Source organism: Pseudomonas sp. G5(2012) (assembly GCF_000408945.1).
In the GTDB taxonomy this organism is placed as follows: Bacteria; Pseudomonadota; Gammaproteobacteria; order Pseudomonadales; family Pseudomonadaceae; genus Aquipseudomonas; species Aquipseudomonas umsongensis.
This window is the reverse complement of the sequence record NZ_APIO01000103.1, coordinates 1-21724: the sequence shown is the minus strand read 5'-3', so window position 1 is coordinate 21724 and position 21724 is coordinate 1. Positions and strand designations below refer to the sequence as shown.

At 61.3% G+C, this 21724-nt stretch carries 16 protein-coding genes; 9 read left to right on the top strand and 7 right to left on the bottom strand.

The window, feature by feature from the left end:
- Window positions 1–81: 81 nt before the first annotated feature.
- The 7 genes from PG5_RS26280 to tpx all read right to left on the bottom strand — a co-directional run bounded on the left by PG5_RS26280 (window position 82) and on the right by tpx (window position 13057).
- Entirely contained in the window at window positions 82–828 is a 747-nt protein-coding gene (locus PG5_RS26280) for an SDR family oxidoreductase (RefSeq protein WP_020800101.1), read from the bottom strand.
- Window positions 829–918: 90 nt separating this feature from the next.
- Window positions 919–3000: a bifunctional diguanylate cyclase/phosphodiesterase gene (locus PG5_RS26275; protein WP_042955752.1), complete on the bottom strand. Its 2082-nt coding sequence runs from the start codon at window positions 2998–3000 to the stop codon at window positions 919–921.
- A gap of 269 nt (window positions 3001–3269) precedes the next feature.
- On the bottom strand, window positions 3270–4751 hold the full coding sequence (locus tag PG5_RS26270; RefSeq protein WP_020800099.1) for an efflux transporter outer membrane subunit: 1482 nt from the start codon (window positions 4749–4751) through the stop codon (window positions 3270–3272).
- Entirely contained in the window at window positions 4748–7855 is a 3108-nt protein-coding gene (locus tag PG5_RS26265) for an efflux RND transporter permease subunit (protein ID WP_020800098.1), read from the bottom strand. Before PG5_RS26265 ends, PG5_RS26270 begins: the two co-directional genes overlap by 4 nt.
- 115 nt (window positions 7856–7970) lie before the next feature.
- Window positions 7971–11066, bottom strand: a complete 3096-nt coding sequence (locus PG5_RS26260) for an MdtB/MuxB family multidrug efflux RND transporter permease subunit (RefSeq protein WP_020800097.1) — start codon at window positions 11064–11066, stop codon at window positions 7971–7973.
- Window positions 11063–12379 (bottom strand): MdtA/MuxA family multidrug efflux RND transporter periplasmic adaptor subunit, encoded by a 1317-nt coding sequence (locus tag PG5_RS26255; protein WP_042955751.1) that lies wholly within the window; start codon window positions 12377–12379, stop codon window positions 11063–11065. Before PG5_RS26255 ends, PG5_RS26260 begins: the two co-directional genes overlap by 4 nt.
- 177 nt (window positions 12380–12556) lie before the next feature.
- On the bottom strand, window positions 12557–13057 hold the full coding sequence (gene tpx, locus PG5_RS26250; RefSeq protein ID WP_020800095.1) for a thiol peroxidase: 501 nt from the start codon (window positions 13055–13057) through the stop codon (window positions 12557–12559).
- A 337-nt stretch (window positions 13058–13394) separates the two neighbouring features.
- Between tpx and PG5_RS26245 the strand changes: the two genes are divergently transcribed.
- The 9 genes from PG5_RS26245 (at window position 13395) to PG5_RS26210 (ending at window position 21634) form a co-directional block, all read left to right on the top strand.
- Window positions 13395–13820, top strand: a complete 426-nt coding sequence (locus PG5_RS26245; RefSeq protein ID WP_020800094.1) for a YciI family protein — start codon at window positions 13395–13397, stop codon at window positions 13818–13820.
- A gap of 329 nt (window positions 13821–14149) precedes the next feature.
- Window positions 14150–14941: a hypothetical protein gene (locus PG5_RS26240; RefSeq protein WP_020800093.1), complete on the top strand. Its 792-nt coding sequence runs from the start codon at window positions 14150–14152 to the stop codon at window positions 14939–14941.
- A 12-nt stretch (window positions 14942–14953) separates the two neighbouring features.
- Window positions 14954–16405 (top strand): DUF1254 domain-containing protein, encoded by a 1452-nt coding sequence (locus tag PG5_RS26235; protein WP_020800092.1) that lies wholly within the window; start codon window positions 14954–14956, stop codon window positions 16403–16405.
- Window positions 16406–16448: 43 nt separating this feature from the next.
- Entirely contained in the window at window positions 16449–16574 is a 126-nt protein-coding gene (locus PG5_RS35035; protein WP_020800091.1) for a hypothetical protein, read from the top strand.
- Between the two features lie 8 nt (window positions 16575–16582).
- Window positions 16583–17563, top strand: a complete 981-nt coding sequence (locus PG5_RS26230) for a MoxR family ATPase (RefSeq protein WP_020800090.1) — start codon at window positions 16583–16585, stop codon at window positions 17561–17563.
- Entirely contained in the window at window positions 17560–18495 is a 936-nt protein-coding gene (locus tag PG5_RS26225) for a DUF58 domain-containing protein (RefSeq protein ID WP_020800089.1), read from the top strand. The genes PG5_RS26230 and PG5_RS26225 overlap by 4 nt, the downstream gene beginning before the upstream one ends.
- On the top strand, window positions 18492–19073 hold the full coding sequence (locus PG5_RS26220; RefSeq protein ID WP_020800088.1) for a DUF4381 domain-containing protein: 582 nt from the start codon (window positions 18492–18494) through the stop codon (window positions 19071–19073). Before PG5_RS26225 ends, PG5_RS26220 begins: the two co-directional genes overlap by 4 nt.
- On the top strand, window positions 19060–20052 hold the full coding sequence (locus tag PG5_RS26215) for a VWA domain-containing protein (RefSeq protein WP_020800087.1): 993 nt from the start codon (window positions 19060–19062) through the stop codon (window positions 20050–20052). The genes PG5_RS26220 and PG5_RS26215 overlap by 14 nt, the downstream gene beginning before the upstream one ends.
- Window position 20053: 1 nt before the next feature.
- A complete protein-coding gene (locus PG5_RS26210; RefSeq protein WP_020800086.1) occupies window positions 20054–21634 on the top strand; it encodes a VWA domain-containing protein in 1581 nt (526 codons plus the stop codon).
- Window positions 21635–21724: the final 90 nt, after the last annotated feature.

Genomic DNA, 21724 nt, shown 5'->3' with positions numbered 1-21724 from the left:
TCGCAGCCTGCGGCAGCTCCTACAAGGAAATGCAATCCCATGTAGGAGCTGCCGCAGGCTGCGATCTTTTGATCTTGATGTTTACCGGCCGCCGCCAAGGTCGACAAAGGTCCCGGTTGCATAGGACGCTTTATCCGACAACAACCACACAATCGCCTCCGCCACCTCATCCGGGCGCCCGCCACGGGCCATTGGAATCGCCGACTCCAGCTTGCTGACCCGATCCGGATCGCCGCTCAGGGCGTGAAAATCGGTGTAGATATAGCCCGGACGCACGGCGTTGACTCGAATCCCCTCACCGGCCACTTCCTTGGACAGGCCAATGGTGAAGGTGTCGAGCGCACCCTTGGAGGCTGCATAGTCGACGTATTCGTTGGGGGCGCCCAAACGCGCGGCGACCGAGGATACGTTGACAATGCTGCCGCCCTGCCCGCCGTGCTTGGGCGACATGCGCAAGATGGCGTGCTTGGCGCAGAGGACTGGCGCCAACACGTTGGTCTTGAGAATTTTGAGGATGCGGAATTCGGACATTTCGTCGACCCGGGATTTTTGCCCCACGGTGCCGGCGTTATTCACCAGCGCGGTGACTCGACCCAGCTCGCTGTCCACCCGGTTGAACAAAGCGACGACTTCGTCTTCGATGCTGACGTCGGCGCGCACGGCGATGGCTTGGGCACCCAAGGCGCGGACCTGGTCCAGCACCGTTTGCGCCGCCTGCTCATCGGACTGGTAGTTGATGCAGATCCGATAACCTTGCCTGGCGGCCAACAGCGCAGTGGCGGCACCGATACCGCGACTTCCACCGGTGATGACGATGACTTTGTCCATGCCCACTTCCCCCTTCAAACCTATGCAGTCGGGGGGAAGAATAACCGCCATTTGCGGATTTTGCATGGCACCGTCATCGGGCCCGCCAGATCAAGCCAGTTCCAATTGCTCGCTGCGGTGGATTTCCTTCATGAAGCGTTCCGCCGGCAGCGGGTGCCCCAGCAAATAACCCTGCAGCGAATCGCAACCGAGCTGAGTCAGGAAGTCCTGCTGCGAGCCTGTTTCGACGCCTTCGGCGACAATCCGCAAGCCCAGTGCCTGGCCGAGGGCGACAATGGCTGAAACGATGGCGGCGTCGTCGCTGTCACGCTCCAGGTCGCGGACGAAACCGCGGTCGATTTTCAGCTCGTTGGCCGGCAGGCGCTTGAGGTACATCAAGCTCGAATAGCCGGTACCAAAATCGTCGATGGACAAATCAACGCCCATATCCGACAGCTCCTGCAGCACCGTCATGCTGGCATCGGCGTCGCTCATGGCCGTGGTCTCAGTGATCTCCAGGGTCAGGCTGTTGGCCGGCAAATGGTGGGTGGCCAGCGCCTTGGCGACGCTCTGCACCAGGCCCGCGTGGCAAAACTGCAACGCCGAGAGGTTAACCGCGATGCGCCAGTGGGTGTAGCCGAGCACATACCATTCGCGCATCTGGCGACAGGCTTCGTTGAGGACCCATTCGCCGATGGGAATGATCAGCCCGGTTTTCTCCGCCAGCTCGATGAATTTGTCCGGCAGCAGCATGCCCTGGGTCGGATGCTCCCAGCGCAGTAACGCTTCAGCGCCCACCGGACGGCCGTTGTGAGCGTCGAATTTGGGCTGGTAGTGCAGGCTGAACTCGTTCTGGTCCACGGCATTGCGCAGGTCTTGCAGCAATTGCAGCTGCTTGCGCGCGTTGCTGTTCATCGAGACATCGAAAAAACTGTAGCCGTTCTTTCCCGTCCCCTTGGCGTGATACATCGCCGCATCGGCATTCATCAGCAATTCATGAGCCGTCTGGCCATTGCCCGGATACAGGGCGATGCCGACACTGGCGGATATCTGCAGATCATGCTCGGCCACCCGGAATGCCCGGGCGATCAAGCTCACTTGCCGGGCTGCGAGGTTCATCGCGTCATCCGGTTCGCTCAATTGAACGAGCAGCACGAACTCATCGCCGCCGATGCGTGCCAGGGTGTCCTGGCCACGCAGGTCTTCGCGCAGGCGCAAGCTGACTTCCCGCAGCAACTGGTCGCCCATATGGTGACCGAAGGCGTCATTGACCGGCTTGAAGCCATCGAGATCGATGAACATCAGCGCCAGGCAACCACCGTCGTTGTCGACCCTGGAGATCCCCTGATCGATGCGGTCGGCCAGCAACATCCGATTCGGCAGACCGGTCAGGGTGTCGTGCAAGGCCAGTTGGGTCAGTTCGCGGTTGGCTTCGGTCAGCGACTGGGCAAGACTGGCGGTTCGGGCTTCCAGGCGCGCATCGAGGATCGAAGTCAGCAAGGCGATGCTCAATACCGCCAGGGTGGTGATCAGCACCAGGTTGTCGAGGCCGTTGCCGCTCAGGCCATTGGCGGCTGCGCCGCAAAAGCTGCCTGCGGGGAACTGCGCGGCGGCCATGCCGGTGTAGTGCATGCCGACAATGGCAATGCCCATGAGCACCGCCGCGCCACCGCGGATCAGGCGCACATAAGGCGCGTGCTGGCGCAGGCGGAACGCAATCCATAGTGCTGCGCCGGAGGCGACTACGGCTATGAGCAAGGATGCGCCGAACAGCGTCGGGTCGTAATCGATTCCCGGCTGCATGCGCATGGCCGCCATGCCGGTGTAGTGCATGGCACTGATCCCGGCGCCCATGACCAGCGCACCGAACGCCAGCTGCCAGGCCGGTAACTGCGCCTGGCTGACCAGCCATAGGGCGAAGCCGCAGGACAGGATGCCGATCAACAGCGACAGCAAGGTAATAGAGAGGTCGTACCCCAGGTCGATGGGTAGCTTGAAGGCTAACATGCCGATGAAATGCATCGACCATACGCCGATGCCCATGGCGAATGCACCACCGGCCGTCCAGCAATGCACCGCCCGGCCCTTGGCCGTGGCAATGCGCCCGGTCAGGTCCAGTGCCGTGTATGACGCGAGAATTGCCACACAGAGCGAAATGATGACCAGCGTTGGGGAATAGCTACCGATGAGCATGGAGATGTCTCGCAATCACCTCCGTACTGCTTCCATTCTCGGAGGTGTAAATCCGAGGGATTGTACTGATTCCAAATGAGAACGCACTCACAAAATGAGCAAAAGGCCAGCAAGGCGATGAAACGCTTGTTTTAAGGTTTTACATTAACTCCATCGGCACATGTTAATCCCTGTAGGAGCTGCCGCAGGCTGCGATCTTTTGATCTTGTTTTTGAAAAGCAACGTCAAAAGATCGCAGCCTGCGGCAGCTCCTACAGTGAGGGGTGGCGTCAGGGGTTATCAGTCACCTGAAGTTGCCCGTCCCAGCCGCCACCCAGGGCCGCAATCAACTGCACGCTGGCGATCAGGCGGCTCTGCAACAGGTCCAGGTTACTGCGTTCATTGCTCAAAGCCGCGGCCTGGACCACCACTACATCCAGATAAGCGATCACCCCCGCCTTGTACTGGTTCTCGGTCAGTCGCAACGACTCACGGGCTGCGTCCAACGCCTGTTGTCGCACCACGGCTTCGTCCTTCAGCACCTTGAGCTGGACCAGATAGTTTTCCACCTCCCGGAAACCGTCGAGTACAGTCTGGCGATATTTGGCCACGGTTTCGTCATAGGCTGCTTCGCTACGGTCCACTTCCGCCGAACGCTGCCCACCGTCGAACAGGGTCATTGCCAGTTGCGGGCCGACCGACCAGAAACGGTTCGGCAGGCTGAACAGGTCTTTCGACGTGCTGCTGCTGTAGCCACCGTTCAAACTCAGGGTCAGGTCCGGGTAATAGGCGGCCTTGGCCACGCCGATGTTGGCGTTGGCGGCGATGACCGAGCGTTCAGCCGAAGCAATGTCAGGCCGGCGTTCCAGCAGTTGCGAAGGCAGGCTCAGCGGCACCTCGGGCAAGGCTGGGATCGTTTGTGTTTCCGCCAGGCTGAATTCGGCCGGTGGTAAGCCGATCAGCACCGCGATGGCGTTTTCCAACTGCGCGCGTTGCCAGATCAGATCGACCATGTCTGCCTCGGTGCCCTTGAGTTGCGTCTGGGCCTGGGCCACCGCGTCCTTGCCGGATACCCCGGCACGGTACTGGTTTTCGGTCATTTTCAGCGAACGCTGGTAGGCCGCGACAGTCGCTTCAAGCAAGCGTTTCTGCTCGTCGATCACCCGCAACTGCAGGTAGTTCTGCACCAGCTCCGACTGCTGGCTCAGGCGCATCGCCGCCAGGTCGGCAAAACTCGCTTGGGCATTGGCGGTGTCGGCTTCAAGACCACGGCGCAACTTGCCCCAGACATCGGCCTCCCAACTGACCCCGGCCTGGGCGGTGTAGGTGTCTCGAATACCGCTGGACGAACTGGTCAGGCTGGAACTGCTACTGCCGGTACCCTGGCTGGAGCGGTTTTTCCCCAGTGTCAGGTCCACCGTCGGAAAAAACGCGCCACGGGCGCTACGTACCAAGGCCTGGGCCTGGCGGTACTGGGCTTCGGACTGGGCAACGGTCTGGTTGGCGCTGTTGAGCTTCTCGATCAAGCCATTGAGTTGCCGGTCGCCGTACAGCTCCCACCACGCACCGCGAGCCAGGGAATCGCTCGGGTTGGCCTGGCGCCAGCCGGCTGCTTCCTTGTACTGCGCAGGTTCTGCGGTTTGCGGGCGCTGGTAATCCGGGCCGATGGCGCAGGCACTGAGCATCGCGACGCACAGCGACAGGCTCAGCAACCGCGACCCTCGAGCGCTGATCAGCGGTGCAGCCAGGTTGAATAGCGAACGGTCAGTCATAGCGGAGTTTCCAAAGCGGCATCGGTACGCACCCCACGCCAGTGGTTGAAGCGATGGCGCAGTTTGTCGAGATAGAGATAGACCACCGGGGTGGTGTAAAGGGTCAGCACCTGGCTGAAGATCAGTCCGCCGATGATGGTCAGGCCTAGCGGTTGGCGCATTTCCGCACCTTCCGCGCGGCTCAGCAACAGCGGCAAGGCGCCGAGGATCGCGGCAAGGGTCGTCATCAAAATCGGCCGCAAACGTTGCAGGCACGCGTTGCGAATCGACTCCAGCGGCGCCATGCCCTGATGCCGCTCAAGCTGCAACGCCAGGTCGATCATCAGGATGGCGTTCTTCTTCACCACGCCGATCAACAGGAACAGGCCGAGCAACGAGATCAGGCTGAACTCACCGCCCAGGGCGTAGATCGACAGCAACGCGCCGACACCCGCCGAAGGCAAGGTGGACAGAATGGTCAGCGGATGAATGTAGCTCTCATATAGCACGCCCAGCACCAGGTACACCGCCACCAGCGCGCCAAGGATCATCCACGGCTGGCTTTTCTGGGTCGCGGCGAAGGCATCGGCGGTGCCGGCCATTTTCGCGATGACGTCTTCCGGCAGGCCCACCAAAGCAATCGCTCGCTCGATGGCGGCACTGCCCTGCTCCACGGTCACGCCTTCGGCCATGTCGAAGGCGATGCTTTCCGAGGCGAACTGGCCTTCATGGCTAACCCGATCGTCTGCCAGGCTGTTCTCGTAATGGGCGATGGTCGACAGCGGAATCCGCGCGCCGTCCGCGGTGATCACCTGCACCTGTTTGAGCGTGATCGGGTCCTGGGCGTACTTGGGATTGACCTCCATCACCACCTGATACTGGTTGAGGCTGTCGTAGATGGTCGAAATCTGCCGCTGGGCATAGGCGTTGTTGAGCACCGCCGTGACCATGGCCATGTCCACGCCCAGGCGCTTGGCCTGGTCGCGATCGACGATCAACTTCACCTGCTGGGCGCCCCGGCCTTCGCGGGCATCGATCGCAGTCAGTTCCGGTAGCGCCTTGAGCGCCGTCAGCACTTTTGGATACCACTCGCGCAGCGCCCCCAGGTCACCGCTTTGCAGGATGTAGGAATATTGCGACGAGGTCTGTTCGCGGCCACCGCCAAACTGCAGGTCCTGGTCGGCCATCAGCATCAGTTGCGCACCGGCAACCTTGGGCATTTCCTTGCGCAGGCGTTCAATGACCTTCTGCGCGGAAAGGTTGCGTTCCTTGATGGGTTTGAGGCGCACCAGCATGAACGCGTTGTTGGTGCCGTTGCTGCCACCAATGAAACCGGCGACGCTTTCAACGGCTTCGTCCTTGAGCACGGCGCGGCGGAAGGTTTCCATTTTCGGTTGCATCACGCTGAACGACAAACCGTCATCGCCACGCACGAAACCGATCAGTTGGCCAGTGTCTTGTTGAGGAAGAAATATTTTAGGAACAACAACATACAGCGCAATATTAACGCCAATTGTCACGAATAAACTGAGCAAGGTCAGGCGACGGTGGCGCAACACCCAGTCAAGGCTGGTGGCGTATTTGCCGACCATCCATTCGTTGGCCCGCTGACTCCAGCGTTGCAGGCGGTTTTCCTGGCCTGGCGTGTGCGGCTTGAGCCAACGGGCGCAGAGCATCGGCGTCAAGGTCAGCGAGACCACCAGCGACACCACGATAGCCGCCGCCAGGGTGATGGAGAACTCGCGGAACAGGCTCTCGATGATCCCGCCCATGAACAGGATCGACAGGAACACCGCCACCAGCGACACGTTCATCGATAGCAGGGTAAAGCCGACTTCCTGGGCGCCGAGGTACGCCGCCTTCATCGGTCGTACACCCGCGTCGATGTGCCGAGAGATGTTCTCCAGCACCACGATGGCATCGTCCACCACCAGCCCGGTGGCCAGGATCAACGCCATCAGCGACAGGTTGTTCAGCGAGAAGCCATAGAGGTACATCACGGCAAAGGTGCCGACCAGCGATACCGGCACCGCCAGGGTCGGGATCAGCGAGGCGCGAAAGTTACCAAGAAACAGGAACACCACCAGGATCACCAGTGCCACGGCGATCAGCAGGGTCATCTCCGCCTCGTGCAGCGTGGCCTTGATCACCGGCGAGCGGTCCATCGCCAGGTTCAGCTTGACGCTGGCCGGCAGCACGGCCTGCAACGCCGGCAACTGGGCCTTGATCTCGTTGACCGTCTCGATGATGTTGGCACCGGCCTGGCGGTTGATCACCAGCAGTACCGCCGAATCGTTATTGAAGAAGCCGCTGTTGTAGCGATCCTCGACGCCGTCGCTGACCTTGGCCACATCCTTCAGGCGCAGGGCTGCGCCGTCCGCGTAGTGGATGATCAGCGACTCGTAGTCCTTGGCTTTTTCCAGCTGATCGTTGGCCTGTACCTGCCACAAGCGTTGATCGTCTTCGACCGAACCCTTGGGCCGGCGCACGTTGGCATTGGCGATGGTGTTGCGCACATCGTCCAGGGCCACGCCGTACTGGTTGAGCGCCTGGGGCTCAAGTTCGATGCGCACCGCCGGCAGGGAGCTGCCGCCGATCTGCACTTCGCCAACGCCCTGCACCTGCGACAGGCTCTGGGACAGGATCGTCGAGGCCAGGTCATAGAGCTGGCCTTTTTCCAGCACGTCCGAGGTCAGCGACAGCACCATGATCGGTGCCTGGGACGGGTTGACCTTCTTGTAGGTCGGCATGCTGCGCATCCCGCTGGGCAGCAGGTTGCGCGAGGCGTTGATCGCCGCCTGCACTTCCCGCGCCGCGCCGTTGATGTCGCGGTCGAGGTCAAATTGCAGGATGACCCGGGTCGAACCCTGGCTGGAGCGGCTGCTCATGGTATTGACCCCGGCGATGGCGCCGAAGGATCGTTCCAGCGGGGTCGCCACCGTCGAGGCCATGACCTCGGGGCTGGCGCCCGGCAGGCTGGCCTGCACCACGATCACCGGGAAGTCCATTTGCGGCAGCGGTGAGACCGGCAACAGGCCGAAACTTACACCGCCCAGGAGCATAATGGCCAAGCTCAGCAGCATGGTTGCGACCGGGCGCTTGATGAAAGGTCCCGAGAGGTTCATTGACCCACCTCTGTGGGAGCGAGCCTGCTCGCGAAGAGGCCTGCACGTTCAACATCGATGCTCACCGACCCACCGCTTTCGCGAGCAGGCTCGCTCCCACAGGTTGTGCATGCCGTCATACCGCCGTCTCCTGAACGTCGGTTTTGCCAAAACGTCGACCGAGGCGGTCGAAGTACAGGTAGATCACTGGCGTGGTGAACAGGGTCAGCACCTGGCTCAACAGCAAGCCGCCGACCATCACCAGGCCCAGCGGCTGGCGCAGTTCCGCGCCGGAGCCAGTGGCCAGCATCAACGGCACCGCGCCGAACAACGCCGCCAGGGTGGTCATCAGGATCGGCCGGAAACGCAGGAGGGCCGCCTGGTAGATCGCCGTTTGCGGGTCCATGCCCTGATTGCGTTCAGCGTCGAGGGCGAAGTCGATCATCATGATCGCGTTTTTCTTCACGATACCGATCAGCAGGATAATGCCGATGATCGCGATCATCCCCAGGTCATTGCCACTGAGGATCAGCGCCAACAACGCGCCGACGGCCGCCGAGGGCAAGGTCGACAGAATGGTGATCGGGTGGATATAGCTCTCGTAGAGCACGCCCAGCACGATGTACATGGTCACCACCGCCGCCAGGATCAGCAGCAAGGTGCTCGACAGCGACGCCTGGAACGCTTCGGCCGCGCCCTGGAACTGGGTCTGCACGCCGATCGGCATGCCGATGTCCTCCTGCACCTGTTCGATGATCTCTACCGCATGCCCCAGCGCCACGCCGGGGGCCAGGTTGAACGACATCATCACCGCCGGGAACTGGCCGATGTGAGTGATCGCCAGTTGCGCCTGGCGCTCTTCGACATGCGCCAGGCTGGACAGGCGCACCTGCCCGCCATCGCTGGTCTTGACGTGGATCTGGTCCAGCGCCTGTGGGCCGATCTTCTCGCCGGACTGCGATTGCAACACCACGCGGTACTGGCTGGCCTGGGTGTAGATGGTGGAAATCTGCCGCTGGCCGAAGGCGTCGTACAGCGCGTCGGTGATGTCCGACACCGATACCCCGACCCGCGACGCGGCGTCGCGATCAATCACCAGGTAGACCTGCAAGCCCTTGTCCTGCAAGTCGCTGGCGACATCGGTCAGTTCCGGCCGCTGGGCCAACGCTTCGACCAGGCGCCCGCTCCACAGGGTGAGAAGTTCGGAATCCGGCGACGACATGCTGAACTGGTACTGCGTTCGGCTGACCCGATCCTCGATGGTCAGGTCCTGCACCGGTTGCATGAACAGGCGAATACCGACCAGTTTGTCCAGTTCCGGTTGCAAGCGAGCGATCACTTGCATCGCGCTCAGATCTCGGTCGCTGTGGGACTTGAGGTTGATCAGCAGACGGCCGCTGTTGAGCGTCGAGTTGTCACCGTCGACGCCGATGTAGGACGAAAGACTCTCCACCGCCGGGTCAGCCAGGATCACCTTGGCCAGTTCCTGCTGACGTTCGCTCATCGCCGCGAAGGAAATCGACTGCGGTGCCTCGGAAATGCCCTGGATCACCCCAGTGTCCTGTACCGGAAAGAACCCCTTGGGCACCACCATGTACAGGAACACGGTCAACGCCAGGGTGGCGACGGCCACCAGCAACGTCAGCGGCTGATGCTTGAGAACCCACGTTAACTTTCGCCCGTAAGCTGCGATCATCCAATTAATTGCCGCGCCACTGGCTCGATAAAAACGGCCCTGCTCCGCTTCCTTGGGTTCACGCTTGAGCAGCCGCGCGCACATCATCGGCGTCAGGGTCAGGGACACCACCAGGGAAATCAGGATAGCCACCGCCAGGGTGATGGCGAATTCGCGGAACAGCCGCCCCACCACGTCGGCCATGAACAACAACGGGATCAGCACGGCTATCAGCGACAGGGTCAGGGAGATCAGGGTGAAACCGATCTGCTTGGCGCCCTTGAGCGCCGCGTTCATCGGACTGTCGCCCTCTTCGATGAACCGGGAAATGTTCTCCAGCATCACGATCGCATCGTCCACCACAAAACCGGTGGCGATGGTCAGGGCCATCAGGGTCAGGTTGTTGACCGAGAAGCCGGCGAGGTACATCACCCCGAAGGTGCCGATCAGCGACAGCGGTACGGCCACCGAGGGAATGATCGTGGCACTGGCCCGACGCAGGAACAGGAAGGTCACCATCACTACCAGGGCGATGGCGATCAGCAGTTCGTGCTGTACGTCCGTGACCGAAGCGCGGATGGTCTGGGTGCGATCGGTGAGCACCGTGACGTCAAGGCCGGCCGGCAGGTTGTCGGTGATGCTCGGCAGCAAGGCCTTGATCCGGTCAACCACCTCGATGACGTTGGCCCCGGGCTGACGCTGGATGTTCAGCAATACCGCCTGGTTTTCGTTGGCCCAGGCTGCAAGACGTTCGTTCTCGGCACCGTCGACGATCTCCGCCACGTCCTTGAGCCGCAGCGGCGCGCCGTTGGCGTAGGCCAGGATCAGGTTGGCGTAGTCTTTGGGCGAGGTCAGTTGATCGTTTGCATCGAGCATCGAGACCCGGGTCGGGCCGTCGAAGTTGCCCTTGGGCTGGTTGACGTTGGATGCGCCGATCAGGGTGCGCACGTCCGCCAGGTTCAGGCCGTTGGCCGCCAGGGCCTCGGGATTGACCTTGATCCGCACGGCCTGGCGCTGGCCGCCCGCAATGCTGACCATGCCGACGCCGCTGATCTGGGCGATTTTCTGCGCCATGCGGGTGTCGACCAGATCATTAAGCTTGGGCAACAGCATGGTCTTGGAGGTGATGGCCAGGGTCAGTACGGGGGTGTCGGCCGGGTTGACCTTGTTGTACACCGGCGGTGCCGGTAGATCCTTGGGCAGCAAATTGGTCGCGGCATTGATGGCCGCCTGCACCTGCTGTTCAGCGACGTCCATGTTGATGTCGAGGCTGAAACGCAGGGTCAGCACCGAGGCGCCACCGGAGCTGGTGGACGCCATCTGGGTCAGGCCGGGCATCTGCCCGAATTGTCGCTCAAGCGGCGCGGTCACGGCGCTGGTCATGACATCCGGGCTCGCGCCGGGATACAGGGTCATGACGCGGATGGTCGGGTAATCGACCTGAGGCAAGGCCGACACCGGCAACAAGCGATAGGCGATCACGCCAGCCAGGATAATGGCCAGCATGCTCAGGGTGGTCGCTACCGGGCGAAGGATGAACAGCCGCGAGAGATTCATGCGCCGCCCTTTTTCGCCTTGTCCGCAACAGCCGGCTCAGGCGCGTTGGCCGTCGATTTACCCTGCAGGTGGCCTGCGGGACTGGTCGGGACGTGCTGCGGCTCATTGACCACTTCCACGTCGCTGCCGTCCTTGAGGCGGTCGGTGCCTTCCAGCACCACACGATCACCGGCGGCAAGGCCTTCGGTGACCACGGTATTTTCGCCGTCACTGGCGCCGATCTTCAGTGGGCGGATCTTGACCTTCTTGTCGCCGTCCAGGGCATAGACGAACGTGCCGTTGGTGCCGAACTGGATCGCCGCCGATGGCGCAAGCACCACGCCTTTGAGGGTGTCCGCCAGCAGGCGCACATTGACGAACTGGTTGGGGAACAACGATTGGTCGCGGTTCTCGTATCGTGCCTTGAATTTCAGGGTACCGGTGGTGACGTCAATCTGGTTGTCCAGGCTCTGCAGTACGCCGGTGGCTTGCAGCTTGGTATCACCGCGATCCCAGGCATCGGCCGGCAGTTTGGCGCCGCTGCGATAGCGTGCCAGCACCACATCGAGACTATTTTCCGGCAAGGTGAAGACCACGCTGATCGGTTGGGTCTGGGTGATGATCGCCAGCGCCGTGGTGTCGTTGGCCGCTACCAGGTTGCCAACATCGAGCTGGCGCAGGCCGACGCGTCCGGTGATGGGAGCGCGGATCTTGGTGAATTCGAGGTTGAGCTTGGCGTCGTTGACCGCCGCCTGATTGGTCTTGACCGTGCCCTGGAACTGACCGACCAGCGCTACGGCGGTGTCCAGGGTCTGCTTGGCGATGCTGTCCTCGCGGTACAGGCCGGTATAACGCTCGACATCCACCTGGGCATTCTTCAACTGCGCCTGGTTCTGCAGCAAGGTACCTTCAGCCTGGAGCAAGGCGTTCTGGTAGGGGCGCGGGTCGATTTCTGCCAGCAAATCGCCAGCCTTGACCATCTGCCCTTCCTCGAAATAGATCTTCATCAGCTCACCGCCGACACGGCTGCGCACGTTGATGGTGTTCAGCGCCGTCACCGTACCCAGCGCCTTGTAATACAGCGGGAAATCCCCTGTGACCGCTGGCGCAACGCGCACCGGAACCGGCCCTGCCGCGCCACCGAATCCTGGTCGCATCCCGCCTGGCCTGCCAGTGTGGCCGGCCACGGCTTTTGGCTGCGCACCCTCTTTCGGCGCAGCGCTGCCTGGCCAGAACTTCCAGCACAGGGCAGCGATGACCAACAGGACCAGCAGGCCAAACAGCCAGCGACGGGGACTACGGGAAGCGGAGGATTGCATTGAGTGATCAACCATTGGGCGCGTGGGCTTTATTACATGAGGCTGAACGATAAGCACTGGCGGGTCTGAAGCAAAGCGCCTTTACCGGCAATTTACCTTCGGCTTACGTAACAGGAGATATATCCAAGACACTGAAACACAAATGAAAACGGCCTGGACAGGGCCAGGCCGTTAACAATTGTAAAACCGTACTTATTTCAAGACAGCGAGTGCAGCCTCGTAGTTCGGCTCATCAGCGATTTCCTTGACCAGTTCGCTGTGCAGCACGTTGTCGTTCTCGTCCAGAACCACCACGGCACGGGCGGTCAGGCCCTTGAGCGGACCGTCGGCGATGGCAACGCCGTAGTTCTCGATGAACTCGGCACCACGCAGGGTCGACAGGTTCTGCACGTTTTCAAGGCCTTCGGCGCCGCAGAAACGGGCCTGGGCGAACGGCAGGTCAGCGGAGATGCACAGCACAACGGTGTTGTCGACGCTGCTCGCCTTGGCGTTGAACTGGCGCACGGAAGTGGCGCAGGTCGGGGTATCGATGCTTGGGAAGATGTTCAGCACTTTGCGCTTGCCGGCAAAGTCTTTCAGGGTGACGTCGGACAGATTGCCGGCAACCAGGGAAAAGGCTGGCGCCTTGGAACCGGCTTGAGGCAGTTGGCCGTTGACTTGAACCGGGTTGCCTTTAAGAGTGACTTGAGCCATGAACGGAGTCCTTCTGAACGTTGGTGTAGAGAATCTTGAAGAGGCAGAAGTTAACCACGAAATGCTCCGGCGACCTATGGGGTGGATACAAATTGTCATGTGTCGGTGCACAAACCCGGCGCACGCCGCACTTCCCCGTAGGAGCTGCCGCAGGCTGCGATCTTTTGATCTTGATCTTCGATGCACCTTTCAAAAGCAACATCAAAAGATCGCAGCCTGCGGCAGCTCCTACAGGGTTCGGTGGGGTATCCAGGAATATGTTGACCCATCGCTGTCGATTCAGCCGGTGATCCTTCGACTATAAGTGAACAATTCCACATCCAGCGGAGACTACACCATGCGTTTCATGATCATCATCAAGGCGAGCAAAGACTCCGAAGCCGGCATCATGCCCAGCACCGAACTGCTGACGGCCATGGGCAACTACAATGAAGAACTGGCCAAGGCCGGCATCCTCCTCGCCGGCGAAGGCCTGCAGCCGAGCAGCAAAGGTGCCCGTGTACGTTTCGAAGGAGACAAGCGCACGGTGATCGACGGCCCCTTCGCCGAAACCAAGGAACTGATCGCCGGCTACTGGCTGTGGCAAGTGAAATCCAAAGAAGAAGCCATCGAATGGGTCAAGCGCTGCCCCAACCCGATGCCAGGCACCGAAGCCGAAATCGAGATACGCCAGGTGTTCGAGCTGGAGGATTTCGGCGAGGAATTAACGCCCGAGTTGCGCGAGCAGGAAGAGCGGGCGTTTGGGCTGGGGAAGAAGTGCTGAGATTTCACTATCGATCCTCATGATGACAGCTGGGTAGCGGAGTCTGGATAACCTTGATCCTCCTTCGCCACCTCTACCGACTTCCTACAAAGAAACCACAAGCCCGCCATTGGCTCATACCGATGACGGGCTTGGTGTTTTCCAACCCATTGATTGGCATTAACTTTTCAGTACAAGAAACCAAAGAATTAATCCGTTGGGCTGGCTAACCCCCATTTTGCTGCTAGGTTCAAGAGACGTGTCCTACAGACCTGATAGCAAAGAGACTACGTCGTAACGGCCACCAAGTGCCGGGTTGTCCAAATGAGCCACCATGGAATTGGGGAATCATGACAAACAAAATGGGGATCCACGCCTGTCTTTTGGTGGCTTCGCTTGCGCCTGTTGTGTGCGCCCAGGCGGACAATGCCGAGACCGCCAACAAAAGCAACAACCCGCTGAACTTCGCGCCAGGCATGAGCGCTCAGGACTACTACACGCCCAGGTACTACGACTCCAATATCCATACCAATGACCTGCTGATACGCGGCACGCTGCCGATTGCGCCCAACGATTACATCGGCGTGCCGCAATTGATCCGCGCCACGGCGCCAATCAGTACCCACCCGGACCCGAACAGTGGCTACAGCACCGGCGAAGGTGACCTGAACCTGTTCGATATTTTCCTGGTGAAGACTGAAGGCGTGCAGTTGGGCATCGGCCCGATGATAACCGCCCCCACTGCCGATCAGGACGAACTCGGCACGGGCAAATGGCAAGGCGGCCTCGCTGCAATCGCCATCGACTCTTCGCCACGGGGGCTGCTGGGCGCGCTGGTGCAATACCAGAGTTCGTTCGCCGGTGACAACGACCGGCCCCACGTCGAAAGCGCAACGATGCAACCCTTCATCATCCATAACCTGGAAAAGGGCTGGTACCTGCGCTCCACCGGCATCTGGACGTTCGACCTGAAGAACGACACCCACTACATCCCACTCGGCTTGGGTGGTGGCAAAGTGTGGAAAGACGGGTCCAATATCCTCAACGCCTTCATCGAACCGCAATGGACCGTCGAGAAGAAAGGCGATGGCATGCCGCAATTCACGCTGTTTGTCGGCCTCAACGCCACCTTCGGCAAATAAGGAACTCCCCCTATGCATGGAGCCATTCGCGCAGCCGGTTTCAGCCTGATGACGATGTTCGTCAGTTGCGGGGTCGGAGCCCAGGACCCGGATACCCGAATCGGCCAGATCGTCATGGAAGGTGAACTGCCGGCCCATGAATCCATCGCCAAACTCTATGCCGAACTGGATTTCCAGCAAGCCACGCAGAGTTATCTGTGGGCGTTGCCGCTGGTGTCGTACGCGCAATGGCAGGAGGAGTTCCGCGACAAGCTGGGTGCCCGCAGTGGCGACCTGATGGTGCTCGACAGTTACGAAGACAAGCTCGGCGTCATTACCGCCAACGCTACCACGCCCTACATCCTTGGTTTCGTCGATCTCAATGAAACCGGTCCGCTGGTGATCGAGTTGCCCGCCGGACCGACCGCGGGCGGTGTTGGCGATTTCTGGCAACGGGCGATCATCGACATGGGCCAGACCGGCCCGGACAAAGGCAAGGGCGGCAAGTACCTGGTGCTGCCACCGGGCGCCGAGCCACCGGCCGATGCTGGCAAGTATTACCTGGCCAAGTCGCAAACCATGAACGTGCTGGTCGGATTTCGCTTGCTCGATCCCGACCCCGCCAAAGGCAAGGCGCTGATCGAGCAACTCAGGATGTACCCCTACGCCAAGCGAGCCGAGCCTGGCCAGACCAGACTGCTCTCCCCCGGCGGCAAAGCCTGGTCCGGTACCCAGCCACGGGCAATGGCGTACTGGGAGCGCTTGCACCAGATCCTTCAGAAGGAGCCGGTCAATGAACGTGATCGTTTCTACATGGCCATGCTTGCCAGCCTGGGCATCGAGAAGGACAAGCCCTTCAACCCTGATTACCATCAACGCAAGGCCCTGGAACAAGGTGCACAAATCGGCGAGCTGATCGCCAAGGCCAATACCTTCGCCAAGCGTTTTCCCGACGCCCAGTACTGGCCGGACCGCCAGTGGGACAAGGTGTTGAACGTCACCGACCCTTCCCAGCGCTTGGCCTATTACGACCAGTTGTGGGAACGCAGCGCCTGGTTCTACGAGGCGGTAGGCAACTCCAAAGGCATGGTGTCGAAAACCCCGGGGCTGGGCCAGACCTACCTGGGTGCCTATACCGACGCCAAGGGCAACTGGCTCGACGGCGCCAAGCGCTATCGGCTGCACGTCGGCGCCAACCCGCCGGCCAAGCAGTTCTGGTCGATGACCGTGTACGACATCGACAGCCGCTGCCTGATCGACAACCCACAGCGCAAGGCCGACCTGTCGTCGCGCCAGGATCTGAAAATGAACGCTGATGGCTCGGTGGACCTGTATTTCGGCCCCACCGCACCCAAAGATTTTGAAGCTAACTGGGTGCAAACCCTGCCGGGCAAACACTGGTTCAGCTATTTCCGCCTGTATGCCCCGACCCTGCCCTATTTCGACAAGAGCTGGAAACTCGACGACATCACGGCCGTGGAATAACGCCGTGGGTTGATTCAAACAAAACAAGCAAGTGGAGTTGTTGATGGTCAGGGCTTTTGTTGTACGTCCGTTGTTGGCCTTGTGCATGGTCGGCGCCAGCCCGTTGTTGCTGGCGGCTGAAAGGGGTGGCAATGGTTTTTCGATCAACCTGACGTTGGCGTTTCTCTAGGAGCAAGCATGAGCGCACTCACTGACCTCAACGCCCTGCAAGCCAGCATCGCTGAAGCGGTGCTCGGCCAGGACCAGGTGATTCGGCAGATCCTCGTCGGCCTGCTGGCCAACGGGCATTTGTTGCTGGAGAGCCTGCCGGGGCTGGCCAAGACTCGCACCGTGAAGGCGCTGGCCAAGCACCTGGACGCGAAGATGAGCCGCATCCAGTTCACCCCTGATCTACTGCCGTCCGACATCACCGGCGCCGAGGTGCTGCACCAGGTCGAGGGCCGGAACGAGATCCGCTTTCAGCCGGGGCCGCTGTTCGGCAACCTGATCCTGGCCGACGAAATCAACCGCGCCCCGGCCAAGGTCCAGGCCGCGCTGCTCGAAGCCATGGAAGAACGGCAGATCACCGTGGCGGGTAACAGCCACGCGCTGCCGGAGCTGTTCATCGTGGTTGCGACGCAAAACCCGATCGAACAGGAAGGCACTTATCCGTTGCCGGAAGCGCAGATGGACCGTTTCCTGATGAAGGTACTGCTGGATTATCCGAGCGCGGAAAACGAGAGCCAGGTGCTGCGCCTGTTGCGCGAGGAAGAACAGGCCCTCGGCGCCAGGAGCGCAGCGGTGCCAGGCTTTACCCTGGCCCAGGACGTGATCTTCGCCGCACGCCGGGAAGTCAGTGCCGTGCACGTGTCCCCCGCCATCGACCGCTACCTGATCGACCTGATCAACGCCACCCGTCACCCGGCCGACTACGACGCCGACCTCGGGCGCTGGATCGCCCTCGGTGCCAGCCCGCGCGGCGGCATCGGCCTGGACCGTTGTGCCCGCGCCGATGCGTGGTTGCAGGCCCAGGACTTCGTCTCGCCAGACAACGTGCGCGCCGTGGTGCACCCGGTGCTGCGCCATCGCCTGCAGCTGAGTTACGACGCGGTGGCGGACGGCGTAACGGCCGATCAGGTGCTCGACCGCCTGCTCGACAAGGTCGCGATTCCAGCATGACCATTGACGGCCTGGTCTACGTCTCTCTGGCGCAATTGATGGCGCTGGAGTTCAAGGCCCGTGACCTGAGTTTTCTCGCCCGTCAGCCGCAAGGCAGCATCCTCGCCGGCAACCATGCCTCGCGCCTGCGTGGCCGTGGCTTGAACTTCGACGAACTGCGCCGCTATCAGGCGGGGGACGATTTGCGCCACCTCGACTGGCGCGCGTCGCTGCGCACCGGCAAACCGGTGGTGCGCACCTTCACCGAGGAGCGCGACCGTCCGGCGTTGATTCTGGTGGACCAGCGCATGTCGATGTTTTTCGGCTCGCAACGCAGCTTCAAATCCGCGGTGGCCGCTGAACTCGGCGCCCTGGCAGCGTGGATGGTGTTCAACTCAGGGGACCGAGTCGGCGGCCTGGTGTTCAACGACCAGCGCATCGACGCCATAGCCCCCCTGCGCAGCCGCAAGCGAATCGAAGCGCTGTGCAGCCGCATCGCCCAGCAGAATCAGGAACTGAACGCGGCTAATGCGGACGCCGAAGGCGAAGATCAGCTCGACAAGGTCTTGCAGCAATGCCTGGCGCTGGCCGGCCATGATCATTTGATTTGCATCGTCAGCGACTTCGCCGGTGCCGGCGAGCGCACCTTGCAGTTGATGCGACAACTGGCGGCGCACAACGATGTGATCGCCATGCAGGTCTACGATCCCTTGGCACTGAACTTGCCGAAAAATGGCCGTCTGTTGATCACCCAAGGCCAGTTGCAGGTTGAGCTGGCGGTGGAACGGCGTCAGGTGCACCAGCCGTTGGGCGATTTTCTAAGCGGTCGCCTCAAGGACGTGGCCACGCTGCTGCGGCGCAGCCAGGTGCCGTTGATGATGTTCAGCACCGCCACCGAGGCACACGAACAACTGCGGGCCGAGCTGGGCAAGCACGCTGGAGCGCGGCGATGAATCCGAATGTCCCGAGCATCGAACAACTCAAGGAGATCGCACTGCCAGCGCCGGTCAGTTACGCGCCGCAGACCTGGGGCTGGTGGTTGTTGCTCGCGGTGTTGGTCGTGGCAATTGTGCTGCTGAGTGCACGGCGTTACTGGCAATGGCGCCGGGACAGTTATCGGCGTGAGGCGTTGCTGCGGCTGGCACAGTTGCAAAAGCGCAGTGATGATCTGAATGCGCTGCGCGAGCTTCCAGAGTTGCTCAAGCGTGTGGCCATCTCGATGCCAAATACAACCCCTGTAGGAGCGAGGCTTGCCCGCGAACCAGGCACCGCGGTTTCCAAAGTTGACCGCGTTATCGTTCTTCGCGGGCAAGCCTCGCTCCTACAGAATCCTGCGACATTGGGTAGCGAGGATTGGCAGGTCTTCCTGGAACGACACAGCCCGCAACCCCTCCCCGCCAACTTCAGCCAACAACTGGCGCAACTGGCCTACGCACCTGATGCGGTATTGCGCGCCATGCCGAACGTGCAACGCCAGCAGCTGTTCGACACTTGCAGACACTGGGTGGAATGTCATCATGTGGCAGCTTGATTACCCTTGGCTGTTGCTCCTGCTGCCGCTGCCGTGGATCGGTTATCGCTTCCTACCCGATTACCGTGAGGCGCGCAGCGCCGTGCGCGTGCCGTTTTTCGCCGCCATGAGCCGCGCGGTCGGCCAGGCACCGAGTCAGGCCGGCACGCGCACCAACCATTGGCAATTGCTGCTGAACCTGTTGGTGTGGGCACTGTTTCTGCTGGCGGCGGCCCGGCCGGTGTACGTGGAAAAACCCATCGAACGCCAGCAACCGGTGCGCGACCTGATGCTGGCCATCGACATCTCCCAGTCCATGGAAACCACCGATTTCACCGCCGCCAACGGCGAGAAAATCAATCGACTGGCAGCGGTCAAGGAAGTCGTGCATGGCTTTATCGACAAGCGCAAAGAAGATCGTCTCGGCCTGATCGTGTTCGGCAGTGGCGCTTACCCGCAAGCACCATTGACCCTTGATCATGCCAGCCTTTCGCTGTTGCTGGACGACACCGGCATCGGCATGGCCGGCCCCAACACCGCGATTGGCGATGCCATTGGCTTGAGCCTGAAACTGCTTGATCAGGTCCATGAGCAGGAAAAAGTGCTGATCCTGCTCACCGACGGCAACGACACCAGCAGCGCGATCACCCCGGACCACGCGGCCCAAATGGCGGCGGCCAAAGGCGTGGTGATTCACACCATCGGCATTGGCGATCCAGATGCCGCTGGTGAGGCCAAGGTCAACTTGCAGGGCTTGCAGCAGATCGCCGACGCCACCGGTGGCAAGTTCTTCCGCGCCGAAGGCCGCGACGCGCTGGACCAGGTCTACAGCACCCTCGACACACTCACTCCACATCAAGTGAAAACCCTCAGTCATCAGCCCAAGCGCGACCTGTTCTGGTGGCCGCTCGGGGCCGCGATCGCCTTGCTTGCGCTCTATCACTTGTGCGCCATGCTGCGGCCTCGCTTGTCCATCGCGCGTCAGCGCCAGGAGGCTTGAGATGGACATCAATCTCGGCGACTTCCACTTCCTGCGCCCGCTTTGGCTGTTGCTGCTGCCCTTCGCCGCACTGTTGCCACTGCTGTGGCGCCGCAGCCGCGACTTGCAACGGCGTTTGCGCAGCAACATCGCCGAGCACCTGTTGCAGCACTTGCTGATCACCCCCCGGGACCAGCAACGGCTAAGACCGGTGCATCTGGTCTGCGCGCTTTTGATGCTGGGAGCGGTTGCCGCCGCCGGGCCGACTTGGGAACAGGATCGCCCGGAATTCCTGGAAAACCGTGCGCCGCTGATCATCGCCATTGACCTGTCACCGTCGATGGACGCCAGCGACGTGCAACCCAGCCGGCTCGAAGCGGCCAAGCACAAGCTGCATGACCTGATCCAGCGTCGTTCCGGCGCGCGCAATGCGCTGATCGCCTATGCCGGCAGCGCACACCTGGTACTGCCGCCTACCGACGATCCGGCCCTGCTCGACAGTTTCATTCAGGCCTTGGGCACCGACCTGATCGGCAAACCGGGGAAAAATGTCGGGGGGGTGATCGATCAGGCCAAACGCCTGCTGGCGGCGGAAAAAACCCCAGGCACCCTGTTGCTGATTACCGACGGCGCCGATACCTCGGGCCTGGCGGGCCTGGACCAGCAACTGGCCGACAGCGCGCTGCAGGTGCTGATCCTCGCGGTCGGCAGCGAAGACGGCGGGCTCATCCACAACGCCAACGGCCAGCCACGCACCGACAGCAATGGTCGCCCGGTACTGGGCAGTTTTGATCAGGCAGCACTCAAGCAACTCGCGTCAGCCATGGATGCGCCGCTGGGCAGCCTGACGCTCAATGACGACGACCTGGATTGGATCGAACTGCACGCTCAACAGCATTTCCAGAGTGCCAGTGACGAACAGCGCGAGCTGCACTGGAAGGACGCGGGCTACTGGCTGTGCTGGCCGCTGCTGTTGATCGCGTTTTTCAGTGTGCGCAAGGGCTGGAGCCTGAACTGGATGGCCGGTTTCCTACTGCTCATCGGCGTTGGCCTGCAACCTGCTCCGGCGCAGGCGAATGCGCTGGTCGACGCATTTTTCACTCCGGACCAGCAAGGTCGCTGGGCCTTCGAACATGAGCATTTCCCGCAGGCCGCCGCGCATTTCGTCGACCCGTACTGGAAAGGCATCGCCGCCTACAACGCTGCCGATTTCGACCTGGCCCTGGCCAGCTTCGCGCGGCTGCAGACGCCACAGGCCTATTTCTACCTGGGCAACATTTACGTGCGCCGCTTCAAATTCGACGAGGCCATCGCGGCCTACACCCAGGCGTTGAAGTTGCAGCCGCAATTCCCTGAGGCGACGGCCAATCTTGCCTTGGCGATTGCGTTGCAGAAGGACACCGAAAGCGCCGAACAAAATGCTCCCGAAGTCAAACCGGACGAAATCAAGATGGACAAGGCGCCGGGCAAGGGCCAGAGCAAAGCGCTGCAAACCGAACAGGCAGCTTCGGATGAGCTGTGGTTGCAGAACCTGACGACATCGCCAGCCAGGTTCCTGAAGCAGAAATTCAGTTTGCAGGATCAAATGGGGCCAAAGCCATGATCAATGTCCGGAACCGTGTCGCGCCCTTCGCGAGCAGGCTCGCTCCCACAAGGGATCTTTGTACACCACAGATTCCCTGTGGGAGCGAGC